Source organism: Streptomyces sp. NPDC101237 (assembly GCF_044767465.1).
In the GTDB taxonomy this organism is placed as follows: domain Bacteria; phylum Actinomycetota; class Actinomycetes; order Streptomycetales; family Streptomycetaceae; genus Streptomyces; species Streptomyces gramineus.
In genome coordinates, this window is record NZ_JBIWNY010000018.1 from 76,131 (window position 1) to 96,595 (window position 20,465).

A 20,465-nucleotide genomic window follows, 5' to 3' on the forward strand; every position below is an offset into this window, starting at 1 on the left:
CGGTCCAACAGGAGAATGCGATGGAATTGTGCGGCTAGGCTTCTCAATCATGGAACTGCGCCACCTCCAGCACTTCGTCGCCGTCGCCGAGGACCAGCACTTCACGCGGGCCGCGGAACGGCTGCTGGTGTCCCAGTCGGGTCTGTCCGCCTCGATCCGGGCCCTGGAGCGGGAGCTGCGGGCGCCGCTGTTCGTGCGGACCACCCGCCGGGTCACGCTCACCGAGGCCGGCCGGGCACTGCTCGGCGAGGCGGAGCGCATCCTCGCACAGGTGCGGGCGGCGCACGAGGCGGTGGCCGCGGTGCAGGGCGTGCTGCGCGGGACGCTGGCGCTGGGCACCGAGCAGTGCATCGCCGGAGTGCACGTGGCGGGTCTGCTGGCCGCCTTCCGGCGCCGCCACCCGGACGTCGAGATCCGGCTGCGGCAGGCCGGTTCGGGCGCGCTGGCCGAGGAGGTGGCGGCCGGGCGGCTGGACCTGGCCTTCGCCTACCGCACCCAGGACGACACCGACCAGCTGCGTTCGGTGGCCCTCACCGGCGAGCCGATGACGGTGCTGTGCCATCCCAGCCACCGGCTCGCCACGGCCGGCCCCGCGGTGGTCCCCGCGGACCTCGGCGGGGAGGTGTTCGTCGACTTCCACCCGGACTGGGGCCCACGCCGCACGACCGACTCGGCCTTCGCGGCGGCCGGGGTACGGCGCACGGTCGCGCTGGAGGTCAACGACGTGCACAGCCTCCTCGACCTGGTCGACGAGAACCTCGGTATCGCCGTGGTGCCCCGGCACTTCCGGCACAAGCGGCCCTCGCTCACCGCGCTGGCGCTCAAGGACACCGACGAGGACGCCTACGAGACGGTCGCCCTGCTGCCGCCCGAGACCGCCACCAGCCCGGCGGCCAGGGCGCTGGTCACGCTCCTGGAAACAGGGGGCCTGGCACCACCCGCGGAGGGTGTCCACCCCTCCTGACCCCGGCTTCCCGTCGGCGCAGACTCGTCAGCGTCCGCAACGACGAACGGGGAGCGAAGGACATGGCGGAACAGACACGGCGTACGGTGCTGCGCGGCGCGGCGGGCCTCGCGGCGGCCACCGTGCCGGCCGGAACGGCGGGAGTCACGGCGGCGTCGGCACGCCCGGCCACCACGGAACCGGCGGAGCGCCGGTATCCGTTCCTCCAGGGCGCGTTCGCACCGGTCACGAAGGAACTCACGGCCTTCGACCTGCCGGTCAGCGGCCGCGTCCCGCGCGAGCTGAACGGCCGTTTCCTGCGCAACGGCCCCAACGTGCTGGGCCTGGAGGACCCGCGGGCCCACCACTGGATGCTCGGCGACGGCATGGTGCACGGCGTACGGCTGCGCGAGGGCCGGGCCGAGTGGTACCGCAACCGGTGGGTGCGCTCGTCGCAGGTCGCCGCGAAACTCGGGGAGTCGTACCCGGGCCCGGTCCCGCCCGACGACTTCGCCTGCAACACCCATGTCATCCCCTACCGGGGCCGGATCCTCGCGCTCCAGGAGAGCGGCCCGCTGCCGTACGAACTGGACGGCGAACTCAACACCGTGGGCACCCACGACTTCCGGGGCACGCTGGAAGGCGCGTTCACCGCACACACCAAGTACGACGCGCAGGCGGGCGAGCTGCACGCGATCACCTACTACCCGACCTGGGACCACGTGCGGCACCTGGTCGTGGACCCGGCAGGCCGGGTCGCGCGCACCACCCGGATCCCGGTGCGGGACGCGCCGATGATGCACGACTTCGCGCTCACCGCGCGGCACGTGGTGGTCTTCGACGTCCCGGTCACCTTCGACCCGGCGGCGGCCGAGGCCGGCGCCCCGGTGCCGTACGTCTGGAACCGGCGGCACCCGGCGCGGGTCGGGGTGATGCCCCGGTCCGGCGGCGCGGTCCGCTGGTTCGGCGTGGACCCCGTCTTCTACTCGCACACCCTCAACGCCTACGACGAGGGCGACCGCGTGGTGATCGACCTGACCACGTACCCGGCGCCCTTCGACGTGGCCGGGACCGCCACGGACGGACCGCACGCGGTGGGCACCGCGCGGCTCGAACGGTGGACGGTGGATCTGCGCCACGGGCGGGTGAGCCGCCGGACCGTGGACGACAGGCCGCAGGAGTTCCCACGGGTCAACGAGAACCTGGTCTCGCGGCGGCACCGCTACGGCTACTCAGCGGCGGCCGCCGAGATGTCCGTGGCCTACCTGGCCGGGGACGGCAATCCCCCGGACCGCGCCTTCTCCAACGCCCTGCTGAAGCACGACTTCGCGCGCGGCACGGCGCAGGTCCACCGGCTGCCGAGGGGGGCGGCGGCCGGCGAGGCGGTGTTCGTGCCGGGCGAACACGCGGCCGAGGAGGACGACGGGTTCACCCTCGCCTACGTCCACGATCCCGACCGCGGCGCCGCCGACCTGCTGATCCTGGCAGCGCAGGACTTCACGGGCGAACCGCTGGCCCGGATCCACCTGCCCGGCCGGGTGCCGCTGGGATTCCACGGAAGCTGGATTCCGGACGCATGACGGACCGCGATGAGCGATCGTGGTCGCATGCATGCAAGGGACATCCTCATCGACGGCTTCGGCCGCATCCAGGAAGAAGTCCACGCCGCCCTCGACGGCCTCGATCCCGGCCTGCTCAACAGGCCGCCGGCGCCCGGCGCCAACACGATCACCTGGCTGGTCTGGCATCTGACCCGGATCCAGGACGACCATGTCGCCGACGCCTTCGACCTGGACCAGGTCTGGACCGCCCAGGGCTGGGAGAAGCGTTTCGGCCTCGACCTGCCGGCCCGCGACCACGGATACGGCCACACCCCGGCGAAGGTCGCGAAGGTCACGGTCGACTCCGGCGACCTGCTGGCCGGCTACTACGACGCGGTGCACGAGCAGACCCTCGGAGTGCTGCGCGACCTGCCGGCCAAGGATCTCGAACGGATCGTGGACACCCGGTTCGATCCGCCGGTCACCCTGGGCGTCCGGCTGGTGAGCGTCCTGTCCGACGATCTCCAGCACGTCGGACAGGCCGCCTATCTGCGGGGGCTGCTTCAGAGCACGGAGGCGTAACCCGGCAGCACGACGTCCTCGATGAGGGCCGTGCGCTCGTCGAACGGGATGAACGCGCTCTTCAGGGCGTTCACCGTGACCGTGCGCAGGTCCTCGGCCGTCCAGCCGGCCTCCTCGACCAGCAGGGACATCTCCCGGGTCATCGTCGTACCGGACACCAGCCGGTTGTCGGTGTTGAGGGTGACCCGGAAGCCCAGCTCCTTGAGCGCGGTGATCGGGTGCTCGGCGATGGAGGTGGCGCAGCCGGTCTGGAGGTTGGAGGTGGGGCACATCTCCAGGGCGACGCGGCGGTCGCGCACCCAGCTCGCGAGGCGGCCGAGCTTGTCCCCGACGATGTCCTCGGTGATCCGCACGCCGTGCCCGATGCGCTGCGCGCCGCACACCTGGATCGCCTGGTGAATGCTGGGCAGGCCGTGCGCCTCACCGGCGTGGATGGTGAAGGGCACGCTCTCGCGGCGCAGGTGCTCGAAGGCGGCGAGGTGGTCGGCGGGCGGGAAACCGTCCTCGGCGCCGGCGATGTCGAACCCGACGACACCGGCGTCCCGGTAGGCGACGGCCAGTTCGGCGGCCTCCCCGACCCGGTCGAACATCCGCATCCCGCACAGCAGGGTGCCGACCCGCACCGGCGTGCCCGCGGCGGCGGCCCTCGCCATGCCGGCGGCGAGACCCTCCTGCACGCTCTCCACGACCTCGTTGAGGGTGAGCCCGCCCCTGACGTTCAGCTCGGGGGCGTAGCGCACCTCGCCGTACACCACGCCGTCGGCGGCGAGGTCGAGGACGTACTCCTCGGCGACACGGCGCAGCCCCTCCTTGGTCTGCAGCACGGCGAGGGTGTGCTCGAAGGTGGCTATGTACCGCACCAGGTCACCGGAGTCGGCGGCCTCGACGTACCAGGCGGCCAGCTCGTCCGGGTCGGAGGCGGGCAACGGGTGACCGATCTCGGCGGCGAGTTCGATCAGGGTGGCGGGGCGCAGGCCGCCGTCGAGGTGGTCGTGCAGGACGGCCTTGGGCAGGCGGCGGATCACGTCGGAGTCTACGCGCGTAGCATTCATGGCGGGGCTTTCCTCGGCGGGTGGTTCGTGCGGGGTCGGTCAGGCGGCGGGCTGGAGCAGGTCCCAGCGGTTGCCGTACAGATCCTGGAAGACGGCGACACTGCCGTACGGCTCGTGCCGGGGCTCCTCCAGGAAGGTCACGCCGGCGGCGGTCATCCGGGCGTGGTCGCGGGCGAAGTCGTCGGTGTGCAGGAAGAACCCGACCCGGCCGCCGGTCTGGTCGCCCACCCGGGCGCGCTGGTCGTCGTCCTTGGCGCGGGCCAGCACCAGTCCGGTGCCGTGCCCCTCGGTCCCGGGTTCCACGACGACCCAGCGGGAGCCGTCCGGCCGCGGCGCGTCCTCGACGAGCCGGAACCCGAGGGCTTCGGTGTAGAAGCGGATCGCCTCGTCGTAGTCGCGGACGACGAGAGTGACCAGGGCGACGCGTCGCATGGGGGCCTTTCCGTGGAGCGGTTAGCGGGAGAGGTTATACGTAAAACCTCCGGGATGCCAGTCGTCTTCTCCGCACCGCGTGACCAACGGCGAGCAGGCCCGGAGAGCGGCGAAGGGAGCCGGGCGAGGGGCCGGGACGGGCCCGCGACCCGGGGGCGGCGCTCGGTCTAGCGCGCCGCTTCGCCCTGGGCGACCTCCACCCGGTGGTGGAAGTCGATCATCCCGGTCGCGGAGGCGGTGCACGACAGCGCCGCGCACGCCGCGAGCATGACCGCCACCCCGCTGCCGGCGAGTCGCCGGGCGGGAGGGGCCGCCAGCAGGGCCGCCACCCGGCGCGGCACGGGCCCGGTCGTCGCCCCCGGCACGAACGCCGGCCGCTCGGCCGTCGCGCCCTGTCCCGCCAGCGCGGCCCGCGCGATCGCCCGTGCCGTCAGCCGCCGGTCCCCCACCGCGCCGGCCGCGGCCTCGTCGGCGGCCCGCTCCGCGGCCAGCCGCACCACGTGCCGGACCCGCCGCAGCGCCGGATGGCAGTGCGCGGCGAGTTCGGCGGCGGCCAGGAAGAAGTGGTGGCCTCCGCTGTTGTGGGCCCGTTCGTGCGCGAAGAGCGCCTCGCGTTCGGCGCCGTCGAGGCTGCGCAGCATCCCGGTGGTGACGACGATCCGGTGCGGCCGTCCCGGCAGCGCGTACGCGTCCGGGTCCGGCGCGTCGACCACGCACAGGTCACCGGCGGCGGGACCCCGCCCGGCCTCGGCGCGGGCCGCGCGGAAGGCACGTGTCTGCCGCAGCGTCCAGCGCGTGACCGTCCAGGCGCAGACCGCGAGAGCGCCGACCCCGAGGGCGGCGAGCGGCAGGGTGAAGCGGTCGGAGAGCGTGTGCAGCGGCCGGACCAGCTCGACGAGCGCCGCGAAGTACGGCAGCTTGAACAGCCCGGTGAGGACGAACGCGCCGAGCACGGTCAGGACGCAGCCCGCGAGGGCGACGGCGGCGACGGTGACCGTCCAGAGGGCGGCGGCGGGCGCCAGCCGGTCCAGGGCCCGCCGGGCGAGCGCGGGCAGCGCGAACGGCACCAGCAGCGGCAGCACCAGGAGCCCGGTCATGACGCCCCGGACTGCTCGTCGGCATCGAGCAGGCCGCGCAGGACCCGCTCGTCGTCGGGGCTGAGCTGGGCGACGAAGCGGGCGAGCACGGCTTCCCGGTCGGTGTCGCGGTCCAGTTCGCTGTGCATCCGCTTCGCGGTCAGGCCCTGCGCGTCCTGGACGGGGACGTAGGCGAAGCCGCGGCCTTCACGGTGGCGGGCGACCACGCCCTTGTCGTGCAGCCGGCTGAGGATCGTCGTCACGGTGGTGCGGGCCAGGTCGGCACCGAGGCTCTGCTGCACCTGCCCCGCGGTCTGCGGCGCTCCCGCGGCCCAGAGCGCCGCCATGACGCTCGCCTCCAGCTCACCGGCGGGCCGGCGTTCGTCTTTCGCGTCGGCCATGGAAGGTCCCTCGCTCCTTCATCGTCCCCAGTCCTGCGGCCTTACCCCGGAAGTGTAGGCGGACGGGCCGCACCCGCCGCCTGCGCGCCCGGCCCGGACGGTGCCCCGGACGTCGGCGGGAGGCCGGCCGCGGGGCGCGCGGTACGGGGATCCGGGAGGCGCGCCCGGGGTGCGGGACGGATCCGGCGGGCGGTCCGGGGCCGTCCGGCACCGGCAGGCGGTCCGGATTCCCGCGGGGAGACCGAGCCCGACCGCCCCGCCTCGCGGTCCCGCCGTAGCGTCCCCGCCCGGAGCCGGGCATCGCGCGTCCGGTACGGCGTGGACGGCGGTACGGCGGTACGGCGGTACGGCGGTACGGCGGTACGGCGGTACGGCGGTACGGCGGTACGGCGGTACGGCGGTACGGCGGTACGGCGGTCCGCGGGCCCTCCCGGCCACCGCGACGGCCGTCGCGACAGGGAGGGGGCGTCCTGCGCGGGTCGGGAACGGGTGCGCCGGTGCCGGGGGCGGTCAGGCGGGCGGGCCGGGGGCGGTCAGGCGGGCGGGCCGGGGGCGGTCAGGCGGGCGGGCCGATGCCGGGGCGGTCAGGCGGGCGGCCCGGCGTGCGAGGCGTCGAGGCGGGCCAGTTCCGCCTCGGTGAAGCGGAGCGCGCCCGCCGCCACGTTCTCGGCCAGGTGGTCGGGGTTGCCGGTGCCGGGGATGGCGAGGACGTGCCGGCCCTGGTGCAGGGTCCAGGCCAGGCGGACCTGCGCGGGGGTGGCGTCGTGCGCCCGGGCGACGGCGAGGACGGCCTCGTCGTGGTGCGAGGTGGCGCCGCCGCCCGACCCGGCCTCGCCGGCGACGGCGAAGAAGGGCACGAAGGCGATCCCGCGTTCGCCGCAGAGGCGGACCAGGTCGTCGGTGTCCGCGTCCCGCCGGTCGAGTCCCCAGCGGTTCTGCACGCAGACGACGGGTGCGATGGCCAGTGCCTCGTCGAGGTGGCGGGCCGTGACCTCGGAGATCCCGAGGTGCCGGATCAGCCCCGCCGTGCGGAGTTCGGCGAGGGCGCCGAAGTGCTCGGCGATCGAGTCCTGCCGCATCCGGCGCAGGTTGACCACGTCCAGGTGGTCGCGGCCGAGCTGGCGCAGGTTCTCCTCGACGTGTCCGCGCAGCTGGTCGGGGCGGGCGGCGGTGGCCCACGCACCGGACTGGTCGCGGTGGGGACCGACCTTGGTGACGATGACCAGGTCGTCCGGGTACGGGGCGAGCGCGGTGTTGATGAGTTCGTTGGCGGAGCGCAGGGCGGAGAAGTAGAAGGCGGCCGTGTCGACGTGGTTCACGCCGAGTTCCCTCGCCCTGCGCAGGACGGCGATCGAGCGGCCGCGGTCGCTCGGTGTGCCCTGGTGGAAGGCGGCACTGCCCGTCAGCCGCATCGCGCCGAAGCCGAGGCGGTGGACGGGCAGGTCGCCGAGGCGCCACGTGCCGGACGCGTCCGCGGTGATCGTTTCGGAGGTCATCGGCGGAGTCTGGCACACGAACCCGCGGGGTCAGCAGTACAGGTCGGCGCCCGCCGCGACCCCGAGGATCTGGGTGAACTTCTGACAGGCGCTGACCCGGCTCTGGACCCGTGCCGGGTTGCGGCCGTGGCACCAGTCATCCGTGAGCCGGTCTCCGGCCGGCGGTGTCCGCAGTTGCGCCCGGAAACGGGCGAGTCGGGCCGGGCGGGCGCGGCGGGTCAGCTCAGCGGCTTGGCGAGGACCGCCTTGCGGTGGCTGAACGTCTCGATGGAGTAGCGGCCGTGGTAACTGCCCATGCCACTCTCCCCCACTCCCCCGAACGGCAGGTCGGAGACGGTGAGATGGGCGACCGGGAGACCCAGTCCGAGGCCGCCGGAGGAGGTCTCGGCGGCGATCCGGTCCCGGGTGTCGGCGGACTCGCTGAAGACGTAGAGCGCGAGCGGCTTGTCGCGGTCGTTGATGAAGCCGATCGCGCCGTCCAGGTCCGGGACGGTGACGATGGGCAGGATCGGGCCGAAGATCTCCTCCCGCATCACCGGGGAGCCGGGGTCGACGTCGGCGAGCACGGTGGGCGCGATGTACTTGGCGGCCCGGTCGGTGTCGCCGCCCAGGGCGACCCGGCCGGAGCCGAGCAGTCCGCTGAGCCGGTCGAAGTGCCGTTCGTTGACGATCCGGCCGTACTCACCGGACTCCTTGGGCTCCGTGCCGTACAGCTCCCGTACGGCCCTGACCAGCTCGGGCTCCAGGGCGGCGGCCGTCCCGGGATCGGTCAGGACGTAGTCGGGGGCGACGCAGGTCTGTCCCGCGTTGAGGAACTTGCCGCGCGCCAGCCGGTCGGCGACCACCGCGAGGTCGACGTCGCGGTCCACGAACGCGGGCGACTTGCCCCCGAGTTCGAGGGCGACCGGGGTGAGGTGTTCGGCGGCGGCACGCATGACGATCCGGCCGACCGTGCCGTTGCCGGTGTAGAAGATGTGGTCGAAGCGCTCGGCGAGCAGGGCCGTGGTCTCCGGGACACCGCCCTCGATCACGGCGACCGCGTCGGTGTCGAGGTACTCGGGCAGCAGCCGGGCCAGTGCCGCGGAGGTCGCCGGGGCCAGCTCGCTGGGCTTGGCGACGACCGCGTTGCCCGCGGCGAGCGCGCCGGCCACCGGGGCGAGCAGCAGTTGGGCGGGGTAGTTCCACGGGGCGATGACGAGGACGACGCCGAGCGGGTCGTACTGCGTCCAGGCACGCGCGTCGGAGCCCAGGTGCGCGGGGACGGGGGCGGACTCGGGGCGCAGCCACTCCGCCAGGTTCTCGAGGCTGTGGTCGATCTCGCGAACGGTGAAGTCGATCTCCGTGCGGTGGGCCTCGGCGGCGCTCTTGCCCAGGTCGGCGTGGAGCGCGGCGGCCAGCTCGTCGCGGCGCTCCGTGAGCAGGGCGCGCAGCCGGTGCAGCTGGCCGGTGCGCCACGCGACGGGCTTGGTGCGGCCGGTGCGGAAGGTGGCGCGCAGCCGGGCGACGACGTCGGCGGGCTGCTCGGGGGTGGACTGGTTCACGGATGCCTCGCTGGTGGTGCCTACGGGCCTGGCGGCCCTGCGGGATGTCGGACGCTCGGATGCATAATGCAACCTTTCAGGGGGCGAAGTAAATTCCGCCGCCGGAGCACCACCCGACCGGTTCTCGGCCCTGGGTCCGCAGGCTCACGGCGGCTCGGCCCGCCCCGGCCGGTCCGGAGCCGAGGACGATCTCCGCGGACGCCGGCAACTCCTCGTAGGAGCGAGCCACGTGCCGGACGGTCCCCACGCGTGGCCCGGCCGTGGGAGCCGTGGGGGCGTGGCGGTGCACCGGTCGGCCGGGCGGCTGCGCGAGCCACTCCGGAAGGGCCGTGCGGGTCTTCGCGGTCTGGCCCCGGACCAGCAGGAACCGCGCTTCCCGAAGGTCAGTCGTCGTCCGCGCCGGGGACCACGACCAGGAACGCGTCGGACCTCAGGTCCATCACGACCGTCGCGGGCTCACCCGCGGCGCGGCACTCCGCCGCGTACTCCTCCGCCGGCCACGAACCCCGCGGAGACCCGGCAGGAAAACGTTCCAACACCTTCGCGCTCATAGCGGATGACACCTCCAGCGTCCTGGCCTCCGGCCGACTCCCGTCCTGGGATCCGCCTGCCCGCGATGGACGCGGACATGCCCAGAAGGCGAGCGATCCGCCGTCCGCCGCTCCCGGTCGACCGCCGTCGCCGACGGGCGGATCATGGAAGGCGCCGCATCCGGAACGACAGCACACGTGGAAGTGATCACCAGGGGGGCCGATGCGCGGAGGAACGCAGAGCTGATGAACGCAGACGACCACGGCCCCGGCCTGCGCTGCCTGGTCACCGGGGCGACGGGATACATCGGCGGCAGGCTGGTGCCGGAACTGCTCGCCGAGGGTCACCGGGTGCGCTGCCTGGCGCGCTCCCCCGAGAAGCTGCGCGACCATCCCTGGGCCGGTCAGGCGGAGGTCGTGCGGGGCGATGTCACGGACGCGGCCGGTGTCGCCGAGGCCATGCGGGACATCGACGTGGCGTACTACCTCGTGCACGCGCTGGGCAGCGGACACGACTTCGAGGCGACCGACCGCAGGGCGGCCCGGATCTTCGGCGACGCGGCCCGCGCCGCCGGCGTGCGGCGCATCGTCTACCTCGGCGGTCTCACCCCGTCCGGCGTACCCGAGTCCGAGCTGTCCCCGCACCTGCGCTCGCGCGCCGAGGTCGGCCGCATCCTGCTGGACTCCGGGGTGCCCACGGCCGTGCTGCGGGCCGCGGTCGTCATCGGGTCCGGTTCCGTCTCCTTCGAGATGCTGCGCTACCTCACCGAACGCCTGCCGGTCATGGTCACGCCGAGCTGGGTGCGGACCCGCATCCAGCCCATCGCGGTCCGTGACGTGCTGCGGTACCTCGTCGGCAGCGCCCGGATGCCGGCCGGCGTCAGCCGCGCCTTCGACATCGGCGGGCCGGACGTGCTGACCTACCGCGACATGATGATGCGCTACGCGGCCGTGGCCGGGCTCCCGCGCCGGGTGATCTTCCCGGTGCCGGTGCTGACCCCCGGTCTGTCCAGTCACTGGGTCGGGCTGGTCACGCCGGTGCCCGCGTCGATCGCCCGGCCGCTCACCGAGTCGCTGCGCCACGAGGTCGTCTGCCACGAGCACGACATCGCGCGGTACGTGCCGGACCCGCCCGGCCACCCGTTCGGCTTCGACGAGGCGGTTCGGCTCGCGTTGCAGCGCATCCAGGACGCGCAGGTCACCACCCGCTGGTCGTCGGCCGCGGTGCCCGGCGCGCCCAGCGACCCGCTGCCCACCGACCCCGACTGGGCCGGCGGCAGCCTGTACACGGACCGCAGGGAACTGCCCGTGGACGCCTCCCGTGAGGCCCTGTGGCGGGTGATCGAGGGGATCGGCGGTGACAACGGCTGGTACTCCTGCCCGCTGGCGTGGGCGGTACGGGGCCGCCTCGACCGGCTGGTGGGCGGGGTCGGACTGCGGCGGGGACGGCGGGACGCGGCACGGCTGCGCGCGGGCGACTCGCTGGACTTCTGGCGGGTGGAGGAGATCGAGCCCGGCCGGCTGCTGCGGCTGCGGGCCGAGATGCGGCTGCCGGGTCTGGCCTGGCTGGAGATGTGCGCCGACATCGACCCCGACGGCCGTACCCGCTACCGCCAGCGGGCCCTGTTCCATCCGCACGGGCTGCTCGGGCACGCCTACTGGTGGAGCGTCTCCCCCTTCCACGCGATCGTGTTCGGCGGCATGGCCCGCAACATCGCGCGGGCCGCGGCCCGCGCCCCGGCCGTCCCCGCGCGGAAAGTCCCGGCCGGCGGGTGAGGGGCCGCATCCGCGGCGGCTTCCGGCGCGGAAGTGACTCGCCGGCCGCCCGCCCTTCGATCCCTCCCGGAGAAGCCCCATGAACGTCTCGGTCGTCCTGTTCACCGCGGACCTGCGCCTGCACGACCATCCGCCGCTGCGCGCCGCGGACGAGTCCCGCGAGGTGGTGCCGCTGTTCGTCCGGGACCGGGCCGTCATGGACGGCGGGTTCGCCGTGCCCAACCGGCTGGCGTTCCTCGCCGACTGCCTGCGCGACCTCGACGGCGGACTGCGCAAGCGGGGCGGGCGGCTGGTGGTGCGCAGCGGCGACGTCGTCGAGGAGGTGTGCAAGGTGGCCGCCGAGACGGACGCCGACGAGGTCCACATGGCGGGCGACGTCAGCGCCTACGCCCACCTGCGGGAGCGGCGGCTGCGCCGGGCGCTGGAGGCGGAGGGGCGGCGGCTGCACGTGCACGACACCGTGACCACCGCCGTGACGCCCGGCGAGGTGACCCCGGCCTCCTCGGACCACTTCGCCGTCTTCACCCCGTACTTCCGTCAGTGGTCGGGCGTGCCGCTGCGCGACGTGCTGGCCGCGCCGCGCACCGTACGGGTCCCGGAGGGGGTCGGTTCCGAGGAACTGCCCTCGCGCACCGGCCTCTCCGGGGTCTCCGAGGGCCTGGCGGCCGGCGGGGAGACGGAGGCCCGCAGCCGCATGTGCACGTGGCTGCGCGGCGGGATCGGTGCGTACGAGGACCGCCACGACGACCTGGCGGGCGACGCCACCTCCCGGTTCTCGCCCCATCTGCACTTCGGCACGCTCTCGCCCGTCGAACTGGTCCAGCGGGCACGCACGGTGGAGGGACCCGGACCCGAGGCCTTCGTCCGGCAGATCGCCTGGCGGGACTTCCACCGCCAGGTCCTCGCCGCCCGCCCCGGGGCCGCCACCGCCGACTACCGCACCAAACGCGACCGCTGGCGCTCCGAGTACGCCGCGCGGGCGGACATCGAGGCCTGGAAGGCGGGCCGCACCGGGTACCCGGTGGTCGACGCGGCGATGCGCCAGCTGAGCCACGAGGGCTGGATGCACAACCGGGGCCGGCTGCTGGCCGCGAGTTTCCTCGCCAAGACGCTGTACGTCGACTGGCGGGTGGGCGCCCGCCACTTCCTGGACCTCCTGGTCGACGGCGACGTCGCCAACAACCAGCTGAACTGGCAGTGGATGGCGGGCACCGGCACCGACACCCGCCCCAACCGTGTCCTCAACCCCGTGACCCAGGCCAAGCGTTACGACCCCGACGGGGAGTACGTCCGCCGCTGGGTGCCCGAACTCGCCTCGCTCGACGGCGCGGCGGTGCACGAACCCTGGAAGCTGCGCGGACTGGACCGCGCCGCCCTCGACGACTACCCGGACCCGATCGTCGAACTCTCCGAAGGCCTCGCCCGCTTCAAGCAGGCCCGCGGCCGCGACTGAAGGAGTCCCGCCCATGGCCACCCCGCACTGGCTCTTCGGCGATCAGCTCGGCCCGCACTTCCTGGCCGCGGGCGAGGGCGGGCCCGAGCACGGCGCGCCGGTGGTGATGATCGAGGCCAGATCGGTCTTCCGGCGCCGCCGCTTCCACCGCGCCAAGGCGCATCTGGTGCTGTCCGCGATGCGTCACCGCGCGGCCGAACTCGGCGACCGGGTGCGGTACGTACAAGCCGAGACCTACCGTGAGGGTCTGCGGAAGGCCGTCGGCGACGACCCTCTGACGGTCCATCACCCCACCTCGCGGGCCGCCCTGAGGCTGGTGTCGGCGCTGCCCGGCGTCACGGTCCTGCCCGCGCGCGGATTCCTCGTCCCGCAGCGGGACTTCGGCGCCTGGGCCGACGGCCACGGCGGGCAGCGGCTGCTCCAGGAGGACTTCTACCGCTGGGTGCGACGCGGCCACGGCCTCCTCATGGACGGCGACGCCCCGGCCGGCGGCCGGTGGAACCACGACCACGACAACCGCGAGCCGCCGCCGAAGGGCGCGCGGACGCTCGGTGTCCCGGCCCCGTACCGGCCGCGCGAGAGCGAGGTGGACGAGGAGGTCCGCCACGACCTCGACCGCTGGGAGCGCGAGGAGGGCATCCGGTTCGTGGGACGCGACGGGCCGCGCCTGTTCCCGGCCACCCGCCGGGAGGCCCTCGCGGCGCTGCACCGGTTCGTGGAGCGGCGCCTGACCGGTTTCGGCCCGTACGAGGACGCCGTGCTCGCCGCCGACCCGGTCATGAGCCACAGCCTGCTGTCCTCGTCCCTCAACCTCGGGCTCCTGGACCCGCTGGAGTGCGTGGCGGCGGCCGAGTCGGCCTGGCGTGCCGGTGCGGCGCCGGTGAACAGCGTCGAGGGGTTCGTCCGGCAGATCGCGGGCTGGCGCGAGTACGTGTGGCAGCTGTACTGGTACTTCGGCGAGGAGTACCGCGGGCGCAACGCGCTCGGGCACCACGCGCCGCTGCCGGAGTGGTTCCTGGAACTGGACGCCGACGCGGTCACCGCGCACTGCCTGGCCACGACGCTGGCGCAGGTGCGGGACACCGGCTGGACCCATCACATCCCGCGGCTGATGCTGCTCGGCAGCCACGCCCTCCAGCGGGGCTGGGACCCGGCCGCGGTGACGGACTGGTTCCACCGCTGCTTCGTCGACGGCTACGACTGGGTGATGCTGCCGAACGTGGTCGGCATGTCCCAGTACGCGGACGGCGGCCGCATGACGACCAAGCCGTACACCTCCGGCGGCGCGTACGTGCACCGCATGAGCGACCTGTGCGGGCCGTGCGCCTACCGCCCCACCGACCGGGTCGGCGACCGGGCCTGCCCGTTCACGGCCGGCTACTGGTCCTTCCTGCACCGCCACCGCGCCCGGCTGTCCGGCAATCCGCGCATGGCCCGGGCGGTCCAGGGACTGGACCGCCTGAGCGACCTGGACGAGGTCCTGCGCACGGAGAGCCGGCGGGGCGACGGGCCGCCCTAGCGGACGTGCCGGCCGGGGCGTCCCGGGTGCCGCGGCGGCCGTCCGGTCCGGCCCGTGGCGGCCGTCAGGACGGTTCGCCGGACGCCGGTTCGCGGTACACGGCGGCGAGGATGTCGAGGGCGTTCTGCAGGCTCGACGGCCGGAACATGCCGCGCACGGGCGGCCCCGACCAGCCGGTTCCGCCCAGCACGACGAGGGGACGGCGGCGCGCGCCCTTGACGCCCCACTGGGTGTCGGCGACGTGCCGGGCCAGCGGCAGGCTGGCCGTGGAGCGGGCCTGCGACCACAGCACCACGGCGGCCGGCCCCAGCCGCCGGACCGCGGCCGTCAGCGCCTCCGCCGGGACGGCCGCGCCGAACATGCGGGTGGGCAGGCCGAGTTCGGCCAGCGCGGCGTTGAGCGCCTCGATCGGCAGGGTGTGCTGCTCACCGGGCACGCAGGCCAGGATGACGGGTCCGGCGCCCTGCCGGTCGGGCGGCGGGGTGCGGCGGCGCAGGGCGCTGGAGACGTGCCAGGACAGCAGGTGCTCGACCTCGACGTACCGGTCGCCGGACGAGAACCACTTGCGCCCCACGGCGTGCAGGGTGGGCACCATCACCTCCTGCCAGGCGACGGTGACGCCGTACTGGTCCACAGCGGCGGTGAGCAGTTCCTCGACGGCCGGCGCGTCCAGGCGGACGGCCGCGCGGGCCAGACCGCGGCATTCCTGGCGCACGCCGGACAGGGGCAGCGCGCCGGCCGCGTGCGACGCGCCGCCGCGCTCCGGTGTCACCGCCGGCACCGTCCCGGCCGGGCCGCCGGCGGTCTGCCGGGCGGCCCGCGCGGCCTCGGCGGGCGGCACTCCCGTCGTGGTCAGCCGGCACATCTCCTCCAGCACGGCGACGTCCTGGGGGGTCCAGCGGCGGTGCCGCCCGTCGGCGCGGACCGCGGGCCCGATGCCGTAACGGCGGTCCCAGGAGCGGAGGGTGGTGGGCGAGACGCCGAGCCGACGGGCCAGTGCACCGGTCGTCAGGGACACGTCCGCCGCCTGCGCGGACGGCCCCGGCTCGTCCGGGGCCCCGTCGTACGGGATGCGTGCCGTGAGGGATGGCTGACTCATGACATCGACTATACGACGCAGAAACGATGCGAGTTGAGGAAGCGGTTCCGCTGCTCGGACGATGAACGAGTTCCCTGATACGTGAGGAGCCGTCGACATGAGCCCGCAGGACTGTGCCGTCGCACCGGCGCCGACAGCGGAGTCGCGCACCGACGAGGAGCTCGCGCGCGGGCTCGTCGCGGGGGACGAGGACTGCCTGGCGGCGGCCTATCGTCGCTGGTCGTCGCTGGTGCACGCGCTGGCCTGGCGGTCCCTCGGCGACGCCAGGGAGGCGGAGGACGTGACCCAGCAGGTGTTCCTCGGGGTGTGGCGCGGGCGTGACGGTTTCCGTCCGGAGCGCGGCTCGTTCGGCGGCTGGATCACGGGCATCACCCGGCGGAAGATCGCCGACGCGCTCACCGCGCGGACCCGGCGGCTCGCCGTGATCGCGTCGGCCGGTTCGTCGCTGGCCCTGGCCGATCCCGCGGCCCGGCAGCCCGAGGCGGCCCTGGACCGGGTCATCGTGCTGCACGAGCTGGCCAAGCTGCCCGCCGCCCAGCAGCGCGTGCTGCGGCTGGCCTTCTACGAGGACCTCACCCACCTCCAGATCGCGGAACGCACCGGCTGGCCGCTGGGCACCGTCAAGAGCCACGCCCGCCGCGGTCTGTGCCGTCTGCGGGGCACCCTCCAGCCGGACATGGGCGCCTGAACGGCACGCGGGTTCGCCGATCACACGCATTTTCGATGCGAAAACGCTGCAGCCGCTTTCCCCCGCCCCCTGGACTCCGCTCTACACATAAAGGCGAAATAAGAGCACAATGTCCAATAGCGGCGTATATCGCCCGCATCAGACGCGGTCAGGCTGCACAGTCAAAGGAGACGACTCATGGCCAACGTCTCGCACGGCAGAAGCGACATATCGAGCCACCCCGATGTAGGCGAGATGCGGGAGCGTTACGACCGCATGCTCGGCGGTCGTGATGTGGCCCTCGTGGACGGACCGGTGTTCCTGCTCGGTCTGTACTGCGCGGCGTCCCCGTGGATCCTCCACTACACGGCGAGCCAGCCGGCGCTGATGACCCACAACCTGATCATGGGCATAGCGATAGGCCTCCTGGCGCTCGGGTTCACCCGGGCCCCTGAGCGCATGTACGGCCTGAGCTGGGCCATGTGCGCCCTCGGCATCTGGATGATCATCGCGCCCTGGGTGGTCGGCCGCAGCCCGGACACGGGTGTCATCATCAACAACGTGATCATCGGCGCGCTGGCGCTCTGCCTCGGGCTGGTGTGTGCCGCCTCGGCGGCCAAGCGGACGCCCGTGCCGTAGACGCACAGAGCTCCCCCTCAGAAGGGAGGACGCGGGACCGGTCCGGTGACGGCGGACCGGCCCCGCCGCGCTGTCACGGGCCGGGTACCAGCCAGGGCTCCCGCGGGTGACCCGGGAGTGCCGTCGCGGCTCGCCGTCGTGCTCCGGCGCGGCCCAGGTGGTCACCAGCCGGGTCGGGCGCTCTCCACGACGGTGCCCCCTCGGCGATGCCGGAGCCGTCGGTGCGCACGTGTTCCCCTGTCGCCCCCTGATCGCACACTCGACGCCATGCAGGCGGTTGCCTGCATGCCAGGGCCGGCGGTGCCCGTCACGCGTCCGCTCCCCCGGCGCCGAACGAGATCCACGCGTCCGCGGGGAGGTCCGGCCGGTCCGGCACCGGCCGGGGCTCCTCCGTCCAGGCCTCGCCGGCGACCTCGGCCGCGACCCGCCGCCAGAAGCCGACGGCGGCGGGGTTCTCGTACTGGAAGGCGATCTCCCACCGCCCCGGGTGCCGGGCCAGGACCTCGCGCACGGTCCGCAGGCCGAGGCCTGCGCGGCGCGCGCCGCGGACCACGAAGAAGCTGTTGAGCACCCGCACGGGGGCGTCCAGGCCGCGCACGAACGCGAAGCCGACCGGGTGTCCGCCCGACTCGAAGAGGTACGGCACCCAGTCGGCCGAGGTGAAGGCGGCCTCCACGCGCTCGGCGCGGAACGTGCCGTCGGGGCGGGGCAGGAGCGCGTGGAACTCGGGCAGGTCATGACGGAACATCAGCCACAGCCGTTCGACGACGGGACGGTCCTCGGCGGAGGCGGGGCGGACGAGGACGTCGGCACAGCGGGCGCCGGACTGCGGTTCGAAAGGGGAATCAGGCATGAAAAAAGCCTCACCCGGTGGGAGTCGACCGCCGGATGAGGCTGACAGGTGTTCCGGAGCTTACACCGCGACCGGGTCCTCGGGCGTGAGGTACTCCTCGCTGATCTCCTTGCGCCCGAACGGCCACACCTTCTCCAGGCGGGCCCAGACCAGGAACGCCACGCAGCCGAGGGCGAGCCAGCCCAGCGACCACTCGATGGGGTGGCGGCCCGGAGAGTTCTTGTCGGCGTAGCCGTAGATCACGCACCAGCCCGCGAAGGCGACGATGCTCGGCACCGGGTAGAGCCACATGCGGTACGGCCGCTTCAGCGTCGGCTGGCGGCGCCGCAGGACGGTGAGCGCGAGGATCTGCGCCAGTGCCTGCACGATCACCATCACGGTCGTGAGGAGCTGGATCAGCGTGGCCAGATCGGTGTGGCGGCCGATCAGGAAGCCGATCGCGGTGATCACACCCATGGTGGCCAGGCCGAGCGTCGGGAAGCGGTGCCTGGGGTGCAGCTTCTCGTAGGGCCGGAAGAAGACCCGGTCGCGGGCCGCGTCGTAGGGCACCCGGGAGCCGCCGAGCAGGCCGGTGAAGACCGAGGCGAAGGCCGTGATCAGGATCAGCACCGTGACCGTGTCGGCGGCGCCCTTGCCCCAGGTCTCCTCCAGGACCGCCGAGGCCACCGAGGTCGAGGCGATGTCACCCGGGCTGGTCATGCGGTGCCAGTCGATGACACCGAGCGTGCCGATCTGCAGCAGCAGGTAGATCGCCATGATGCCGACGATCGAGAAGAGGATGGAGCGCGGCAGGACGCGGCCCGGGTCCTTGATCTCGGCGCCCATGTAGGCAGTGGTGTTGTAGCCGAGGTAGTCGTAGATGCCGATGGTCAGGCCCGCGGCGAAGCCCAGCCAGAAGTGGTCGCTGCTCAGGTCGAAGGCGTGCGCCGGGTAGGTGAAGGCGAGGTGCGGGCTGAAGTCGGAGGCCGCGGCGACGATCACGAGCAGCACCGAGGCGATCATCACGGTCCACATCACGGCGGTGATCCGGGCGATGTGCTCGATGCCCCGCCAGAGCAGCAGCACGACCAGGGCGATGATGCCGAGGCCGACGAGGTCGCCGGAGGTCTGCCCGAGGCCGGGGGCGAGATAGCCCAGGTACTGCACGAAGCCGACCACGCCCGTGGACATGATCAGCGGGATGAAGAGCATCGCCGTCCAGACGAACAGGAACGGCATCAGGCGTCCGGTGCGGTACTGGAAGGCCTGGCGCAGGTAGACGTAACTGCCGCCGGAGCCTGGCATCGCGGCACCGAGTTCGGCCCAGACGAGGCCGTCGCAGAGCGCGAGCAGCGCACCCGCGACGAAGCCGATCACCGCCTGCGGGCCGCCGAACGCGGACACCATCAGCGGGATGGTCACGAACGGGCCGATGCCGCACATCTGGCTCATGTTGATGGCGGTGGCCTGGAACAGGCCGACCCGCCGGACGAAACCGCCGTCGGACGGCGGACTACCGGGACCGAGGGGACTACCGGGACTACCGGACATGAAGGCTCCTGAGCGAGGCGCTGACGGGGAGGGGCGGGACGCGGACACGGTCGGCGGCCGAATCGGCGGGATGGCCGATAAAGTTAAGGAGCCTTACTAGATGCGTCAAGTATGTGTCAGGAATCGGTGAGAATGGTGCGATGGCCGCCAGCGACGTCGTAGAGCAGCAGGAACAGCCCTGGAGCCGGCAGCGACTGCGCAGCAGCAACGAGCGGCTGCTGCTGGACCGGCTGCGCCGGCTCGGGTCCGCCTCCCGTGCCCAACTCGCCCGCGAGACCGGCCTGTCGAAGCCGACGGTGTCCAGCGCGCTGGCGGCGCTCGAATCGGCGGGCCTGGTCCGCGAGGCGGGCACGCACGCCCCCGAACGCGGTCGCACCGCCGTGCTCTACGCACCCCACCCGGCGGCCGGGTACGCGCTCGGCGTCGACGTGGGCCGCGGCTGGCTGCGGGTGGCGGTCGCCGACCTGGACGGCACCCTGGTGGCCCGCTCCGACGTGCGCAACCGGGCCCGCGGCTCGGGCGCCATGGCGGATCTGCTGGTCACCGCCGCCCGCCGGGCCGTCGCCGACTCCGGGGTGGATCCGGCCGAGGTGGTGCACGGCGTGGTCGGCACTCCCGGCGTGTACGACGAGCGGCAGCGGCGGGTGCGGTACGCGATGCATCTGCCGGGCTGGGGCCGGGCCGGGCTCTTCGACCGGATGCACGAGGAGCTGGGCGTCCCGCTGGAGGTGCACAACGACGCCAACCTCGCGGCGCTCGGCGAGTACACGTACGGCGTCGGGGCGGGCAGCCGGCTGTTCGCGTACATCATGATCGGCACCGGTCTGGGCATGGGCGTGGTCAGCGAGGGCCGGCTGTTCACGGGGGCGCACGGGCTCGCCGGGGAGATCGGCTTCCTGCCCTGGCCCGGACGGCAGCGCAAGCCGGAGCGGCTGGAGGACGCGGTGTCCGGAGAGGCCGTGGTCGAGGCGGCGCGCCACTTCGGCATGACCGGCCCGCTCACCGCGAAGTCGGTGTTCGACGCGGCCCGCCAGGGCGATCGGGCGGCCGTCGAGGCAGTGCGCCTGGAGGGCGAGCGCATCGCCCACACGGTGGCGGCGGCCGCCGCCGTGCTCGATCCCGACCTGGTGGTCCTGGGCGGCGGGGTCGGTCACAGCGTCGACCTCCTGCTGCGTCCGGTACGGGAGCATCTGCGCACGCTCACTCCGCTGCGCCCGAAGATCGCGCCCAGCCGGCTCGGCGAGGACGCGGTGCTGCTCGGCGCGGTGGCCACGGCCCTCGACACCGCCCGTGACCTGGTCTTCGAGCGCAGGTCGGCGGCGCCCTGAAGCCGCC

General features: G+C 73.6%; 19 protein-coding genes. 9 read left to right on the top strand and 10 right to left on the bottom strand.

Annotation, left to right across the window (positions count from 1 at the left end; genetic code table 11):
* The first annotated feature begins 49 nt into the window (after positions 1–49).
* The 3 genes from ACIRQ9_RS26200 to ACIRQ9_RS26210 all read left to right on the top strand — a co-directional run bounded on the left by ACIRQ9_RS26200 (position 50) and on the right by ACIRQ9_RS26210 (position 3,066).
* Positions 50–964, top strand: a complete 915-nt coding sequence (locus ACIRQ9_RS26200; RefSeq protein WP_404178164.1) for a LysR substrate-binding domain-containing protein — start codon at positions 50–52, stop codon at positions 962–964.
* A gap of 62 nt (positions 965–1,026) precedes the next feature.
* Positions 1,027–2,523, top strand: coding sequence for a carotenoid oxygenase family protein (locus ACIRQ9_RS26205; RefSeq protein WP_404178167.1), 1,497 nt, complete (start codon positions 1,027–1,029; stop codon positions 2,521–2,523).
* Positions 2,524–2,550: 27 nt separating this feature from the next.
* Positions 2,551–3,066, top strand: coding sequence for a DinB family protein (locus ACIRQ9_RS26210; protein WP_404178170.1), 516 nt, complete (start codon positions 2,551–2,553; stop codon positions 3,064–3,066).
* On the opposite strand, the gene ACIRQ9_RS26215 is transcribed toward ACIRQ9_RS26210, so the two are convergent.
* The 7 genes from ACIRQ9_RS26215 to ACIRQ9_RS26245 all read right to left on the bottom strand — a co-directional run bounded on the left by ACIRQ9_RS26215 (position 3,048) and on the right by ACIRQ9_RS26245 (position 9,615).
* On the bottom strand, positions 3,048–4,118 hold the full coding sequence (locus tag ACIRQ9_RS26215; RefSeq protein WP_404178173.1) for an adenosine deaminase: 1,071 nt from the start codon (positions 4,116–4,118) through the stop codon (positions 3,048–3,050). The genes ACIRQ9_RS26210 and ACIRQ9_RS26215 overlap by 19 nt on opposite strands.
* Positions 4,119–4,157: 39 nt before the next feature.
* Positions 4,158–4,550, bottom strand: coding sequence for a VOC family protein (locus tag ACIRQ9_RS26220; protein ID WP_404178176.1), 393 nt, complete (start codon positions 4,548–4,550; stop codon positions 4,158–4,160).
* A 167-nt stretch (positions 4,551–4,717) separates the two neighbouring features.
* Positions 4,718–5,647, bottom strand: coding sequence for a M48 family metalloprotease (locus ACIRQ9_RS26225; protein ID WP_404178179.1), 930 nt, complete (start codon positions 5,645–5,647; stop codon positions 4,718–4,720).
* A complete protein-coding gene (locus ACIRQ9_RS26230; protein ID WP_404178182.1) occupies positions 5,644–6,027 on the bottom strand; it encodes a BlaI/MecI/CopY family transcriptional regulator in 384 nt (127 codons plus the stop codon). Before ACIRQ9_RS26230 ends, ACIRQ9_RS26225 begins: the two co-directional genes overlap by 4 nt.
* A gap of 584 nt (positions 6,028–6,611) precedes the next feature.
* Positions 6,612–7,523: an oxidoreductase gene (locus ACIRQ9_RS26235; RefSeq protein ID WP_404178185.1), complete on the bottom strand. Its 912-nt coding sequence runs from the start codon at positions 7,521–7,523 to the stop codon at positions 6,612–6,614.
* A gap of 218 nt (positions 7,524–7,741) precedes the next feature.
* On the bottom strand, positions 7,742–9,136 hold the full coding sequence (locus ACIRQ9_RS26240) for an aldehyde dehydrogenase family protein (RefSeq protein ID WP_404178188.1): 1,395 nt from the start codon (positions 9,134–9,136) through the stop codon (positions 7,742–7,744).
* A gap of 311 nt (positions 9,137–9,447) precedes the next feature.
* Complete coding sequence (locus ACIRQ9_RS26245; protein ID WP_404178191.1) at positions 9,448–9,615, bottom strand: hypothetical protein; 168 nt, start codon at positions 9,613–9,615, stop codon at positions 9,448–9,450.
* A 225-nt stretch (positions 9,616–9,840) separates the two neighbouring features.
* On the opposite strand from ACIRQ9_RS26245, the gene ACIRQ9_RS26250 reads away from it, so the two are divergent.
* The 3 genes from ACIRQ9_RS26250 to ACIRQ9_RS26260 all read left to right on the top strand — a co-directional run bounded on the left by ACIRQ9_RS26250 (position 9,841) and on the right by ACIRQ9_RS26260 (position 14,342).
* On the top strand, positions 9,841–11,370 hold the full coding sequence (locus tag ACIRQ9_RS26250) for an SDR family oxidoreductase (RefSeq protein ID WP_404178193.1): 1,530 nt from the start codon (positions 9,841–9,843) through the stop codon (positions 11,368–11,370).
* Positions 11,371–11,449: 79 nt separating this feature from the next.
* On the top strand, positions 11,450–12,823 hold the full coding sequence (locus tag ACIRQ9_RS26255) for a cryptochrome/photolyase family protein (RefSeq protein ID WP_404178196.1): 1,374 nt from the start codon (positions 11,450–11,452) through the stop codon (positions 12,821–12,823).
* A gap of 13 nt (positions 12,824–12,836) precedes the next feature.
* Positions 12,837–14,342: a cryptochrome/photolyase family protein gene (locus tag ACIRQ9_RS26260; RefSeq protein ID WP_404178202.1), complete on the top strand. Its 1,506-nt coding sequence runs from the start codon at positions 12,837–12,839 to the stop codon at positions 14,340–14,342.
* Positions 14,343–14,406: 64 nt separating this feature from the next.
* Here the strand turns inward: ACIRQ9_RS26260 and ACIRQ9_RS26265 are convergent, their stop codons facing one another.
* A complete protein-coding gene (locus ACIRQ9_RS26265; protein ID WP_404178205.1) occupies positions 14,407–15,441 on the bottom strand; it encodes a MerR family transcriptional regulator in 1,035 nt (344 codons plus the stop codon).
* Positions 15,442–15,538: 97 nt separating this feature from the next.
* On the opposite strand from ACIRQ9_RS26265, the gene ACIRQ9_RS26270 reads away from it, so the two are divergent.
* Both ACIRQ9_RS26270 and ACIRQ9_RS26275 read left to right on the top strand, forming a co-directional pair.
* Positions 15,539–16,129 carry a sigma-70 family RNA polymerase sigma factor gene (locus tag ACIRQ9_RS26270; protein ID WP_404178208.1) on the top strand — a complete coding sequence of 197 codons (591 nt, stop codon included), beginning with the start codon at positions 15,539–15,541 and terminating at the stop codon, positions 16,127–16,129.
* 177 nt (positions 16,130–16,306) lie between these two features.
* Complete coding sequence (locus tag ACIRQ9_RS26275; RefSeq protein WP_351324199.1) at positions 16,307–16,747, top strand: SPW repeat protein; 441 nt, start codon at positions 16,307–16,309, stop codon at positions 16,745–16,747.
* Positions 16,748–17,054: 307 nt separating this feature from the next.
* Here the strand turns inward: ACIRQ9_RS26275 and ACIRQ9_RS26280 are convergent, their stop codons facing one another.
* Both ACIRQ9_RS26280 and ACIRQ9_RS26285 read right to left on the bottom strand, forming a co-directional pair.
* On the bottom strand, positions 17,055–17,600 hold the full coding sequence (locus ACIRQ9_RS26280) for a GNAT family N-acetyltransferase (protein WP_404178212.1): 546 nt from the start codon (positions 17,598–17,600) through the stop codon (positions 17,055–17,057).
* Between the two features lie 60 nt (positions 17,601–17,660).
* Entirely contained in the window at positions 17,661–19,130 is a 1,470-nt protein-coding gene (locus ACIRQ9_RS26285; protein WP_404178215.1) for an APC family permease, read from the bottom strand.
* A 140-nt stretch (positions 19,131–19,270) separates the two neighbouring features.
* Here ACIRQ9_RS26285 and ACIRQ9_RS26290 point away from each other — a divergent pair, with 140 nt between their 5' ends.
* The gene (locus tag ACIRQ9_RS26290; RefSeq protein ID WP_404178218.1) at positions 19,271–20,458 is read left to right on the top strand and encodes an ROK family protein; all 1,188 of its coding nucleotides are present in this window, start codon (positions 19,271–19,273) and stop codon (positions 20,456–20,458) included.
* Positions 20,459–20,465 lie beyond the last annotated feature (7 nt).

Coding starts and splice junctions, on each gene's coding strand:
- ACIRQ9_RS26245 (WP_404178191.1), bottom strand. CDS start 9,615: ATGAGCGCGAAGGTGTTGGAACGTTTTCCTGCCGGGTCTCCGCGGGGT.
- ACIRQ9_RS26235 (WP_404178185.1), bottom strand. CDS start 7,523: ATGACCTCCGAAACGATCACCGCGGACGCGTCCGGCACGTGGCGCCTC.
- ACIRQ9_RS26210 (WP_404178170.1), top strand. CDS start 2,551: ATGCATGCAAGGGACATCCTCATCGACGGCTTCGGCCGCATCCAGGAA.
- ACIRQ9_RS26280 (WP_404178212.1), bottom strand. CDS start 17,600: ATGCCTGATTCCCCTTTCGAACCGCAGTCCGGCGCCCGCTGTGCCGAC.
- ACIRQ9_RS26260 (WP_404178202.1), top strand. CDS start 12,837: ATGGCCACCCCGCACTGGCTCTTCGGCGATCAGCTCGGCCCGCACTTC.
- ACIRQ9_RS26290 (WP_404178218.1), top strand. CDS start 19,271: ATGGCCGCCAGCGACGTCGTAGAGCAGCAGGAACAGCCCTGGAGCCGG.
- ACIRQ9_RS26225 (WP_404178179.1), bottom strand. CDS start 5,647: ATGACCGGGCTCCTGGTGCTGCCGCTGCTGGTGCCGTTCGCGCTGCCC.
- ACIRQ9_RS26265 (WP_404178205.1), bottom strand. CDS start 15,441: ATGAGTCAGCCATCCCTCACGGCACGCATCCCGTACGACGGGGCCCCG.
- ACIRQ9_RS26270 (WP_404178208.1), top strand. CDS start 15,539: ATGAGCCCGCAGGACTGTGCCGTCGCACCGGCGCCGACAGCGGAGTCG.
- ACIRQ9_RS26230 (WP_404178182.1), bottom strand. CDS start 6,027: ATGGCCGACGCGAAAGACGAACGCCGGCCCGCCGGTGAGCTGGAGGCG.
- ACIRQ9_RS26200 (WP_404178164.1), top strand. CDS start 50: ATGGAACTGCGCCACCTCCAGCACTTCGTCGCCGTCGCCGAGGACCAG.
- ACIRQ9_RS26250 (WP_404178193.1), top strand. CDS start 9,841: ATGAACGCAGACGACCACGGCCCCGGCCTGCGCTGCCTGGTCACCGGG.
- ACIRQ9_RS26220 (WP_404178176.1), bottom strand. CDS start 4,550: ATGCGACGCGTCGCCCTGGTCACTCTCGTCGTCCGCGACTACGACGAG.
- ACIRQ9_RS26285 (WP_404178215.1), bottom strand. CDS start 19,130: ATGTCCGGTAGTCCCGGTAGTCCCCTCGGTCCCGGTAGTCCGCCGTCC.
- ACIRQ9_RS26275 (WP_351324199.1), top strand. CDS start 16,307: ATGGCCAACGTCTCGCACGGCAGAAGCGACATATCGAGCCACCCCGAT.
- ACIRQ9_RS26215 (WP_404178173.1), bottom strand. CDS start 4,118: ATGAATGCTACGCGCGTAGACTCCGACGTGATCCGCCGCCTGCCCAAG.
- ACIRQ9_RS26255 (WP_404178196.1), top strand. CDS start 11,450: ATGAACGTCTCGGTCGTCCTGTTCACCGCGGACCTGCGCCTGCACGAC.
- ACIRQ9_RS26205 (WP_404178167.1), top strand. CDS start 1,027: ATGGCGGAACAGACACGGCGTACGGTGCTGCGCGGCGCGGCGGGCCTC.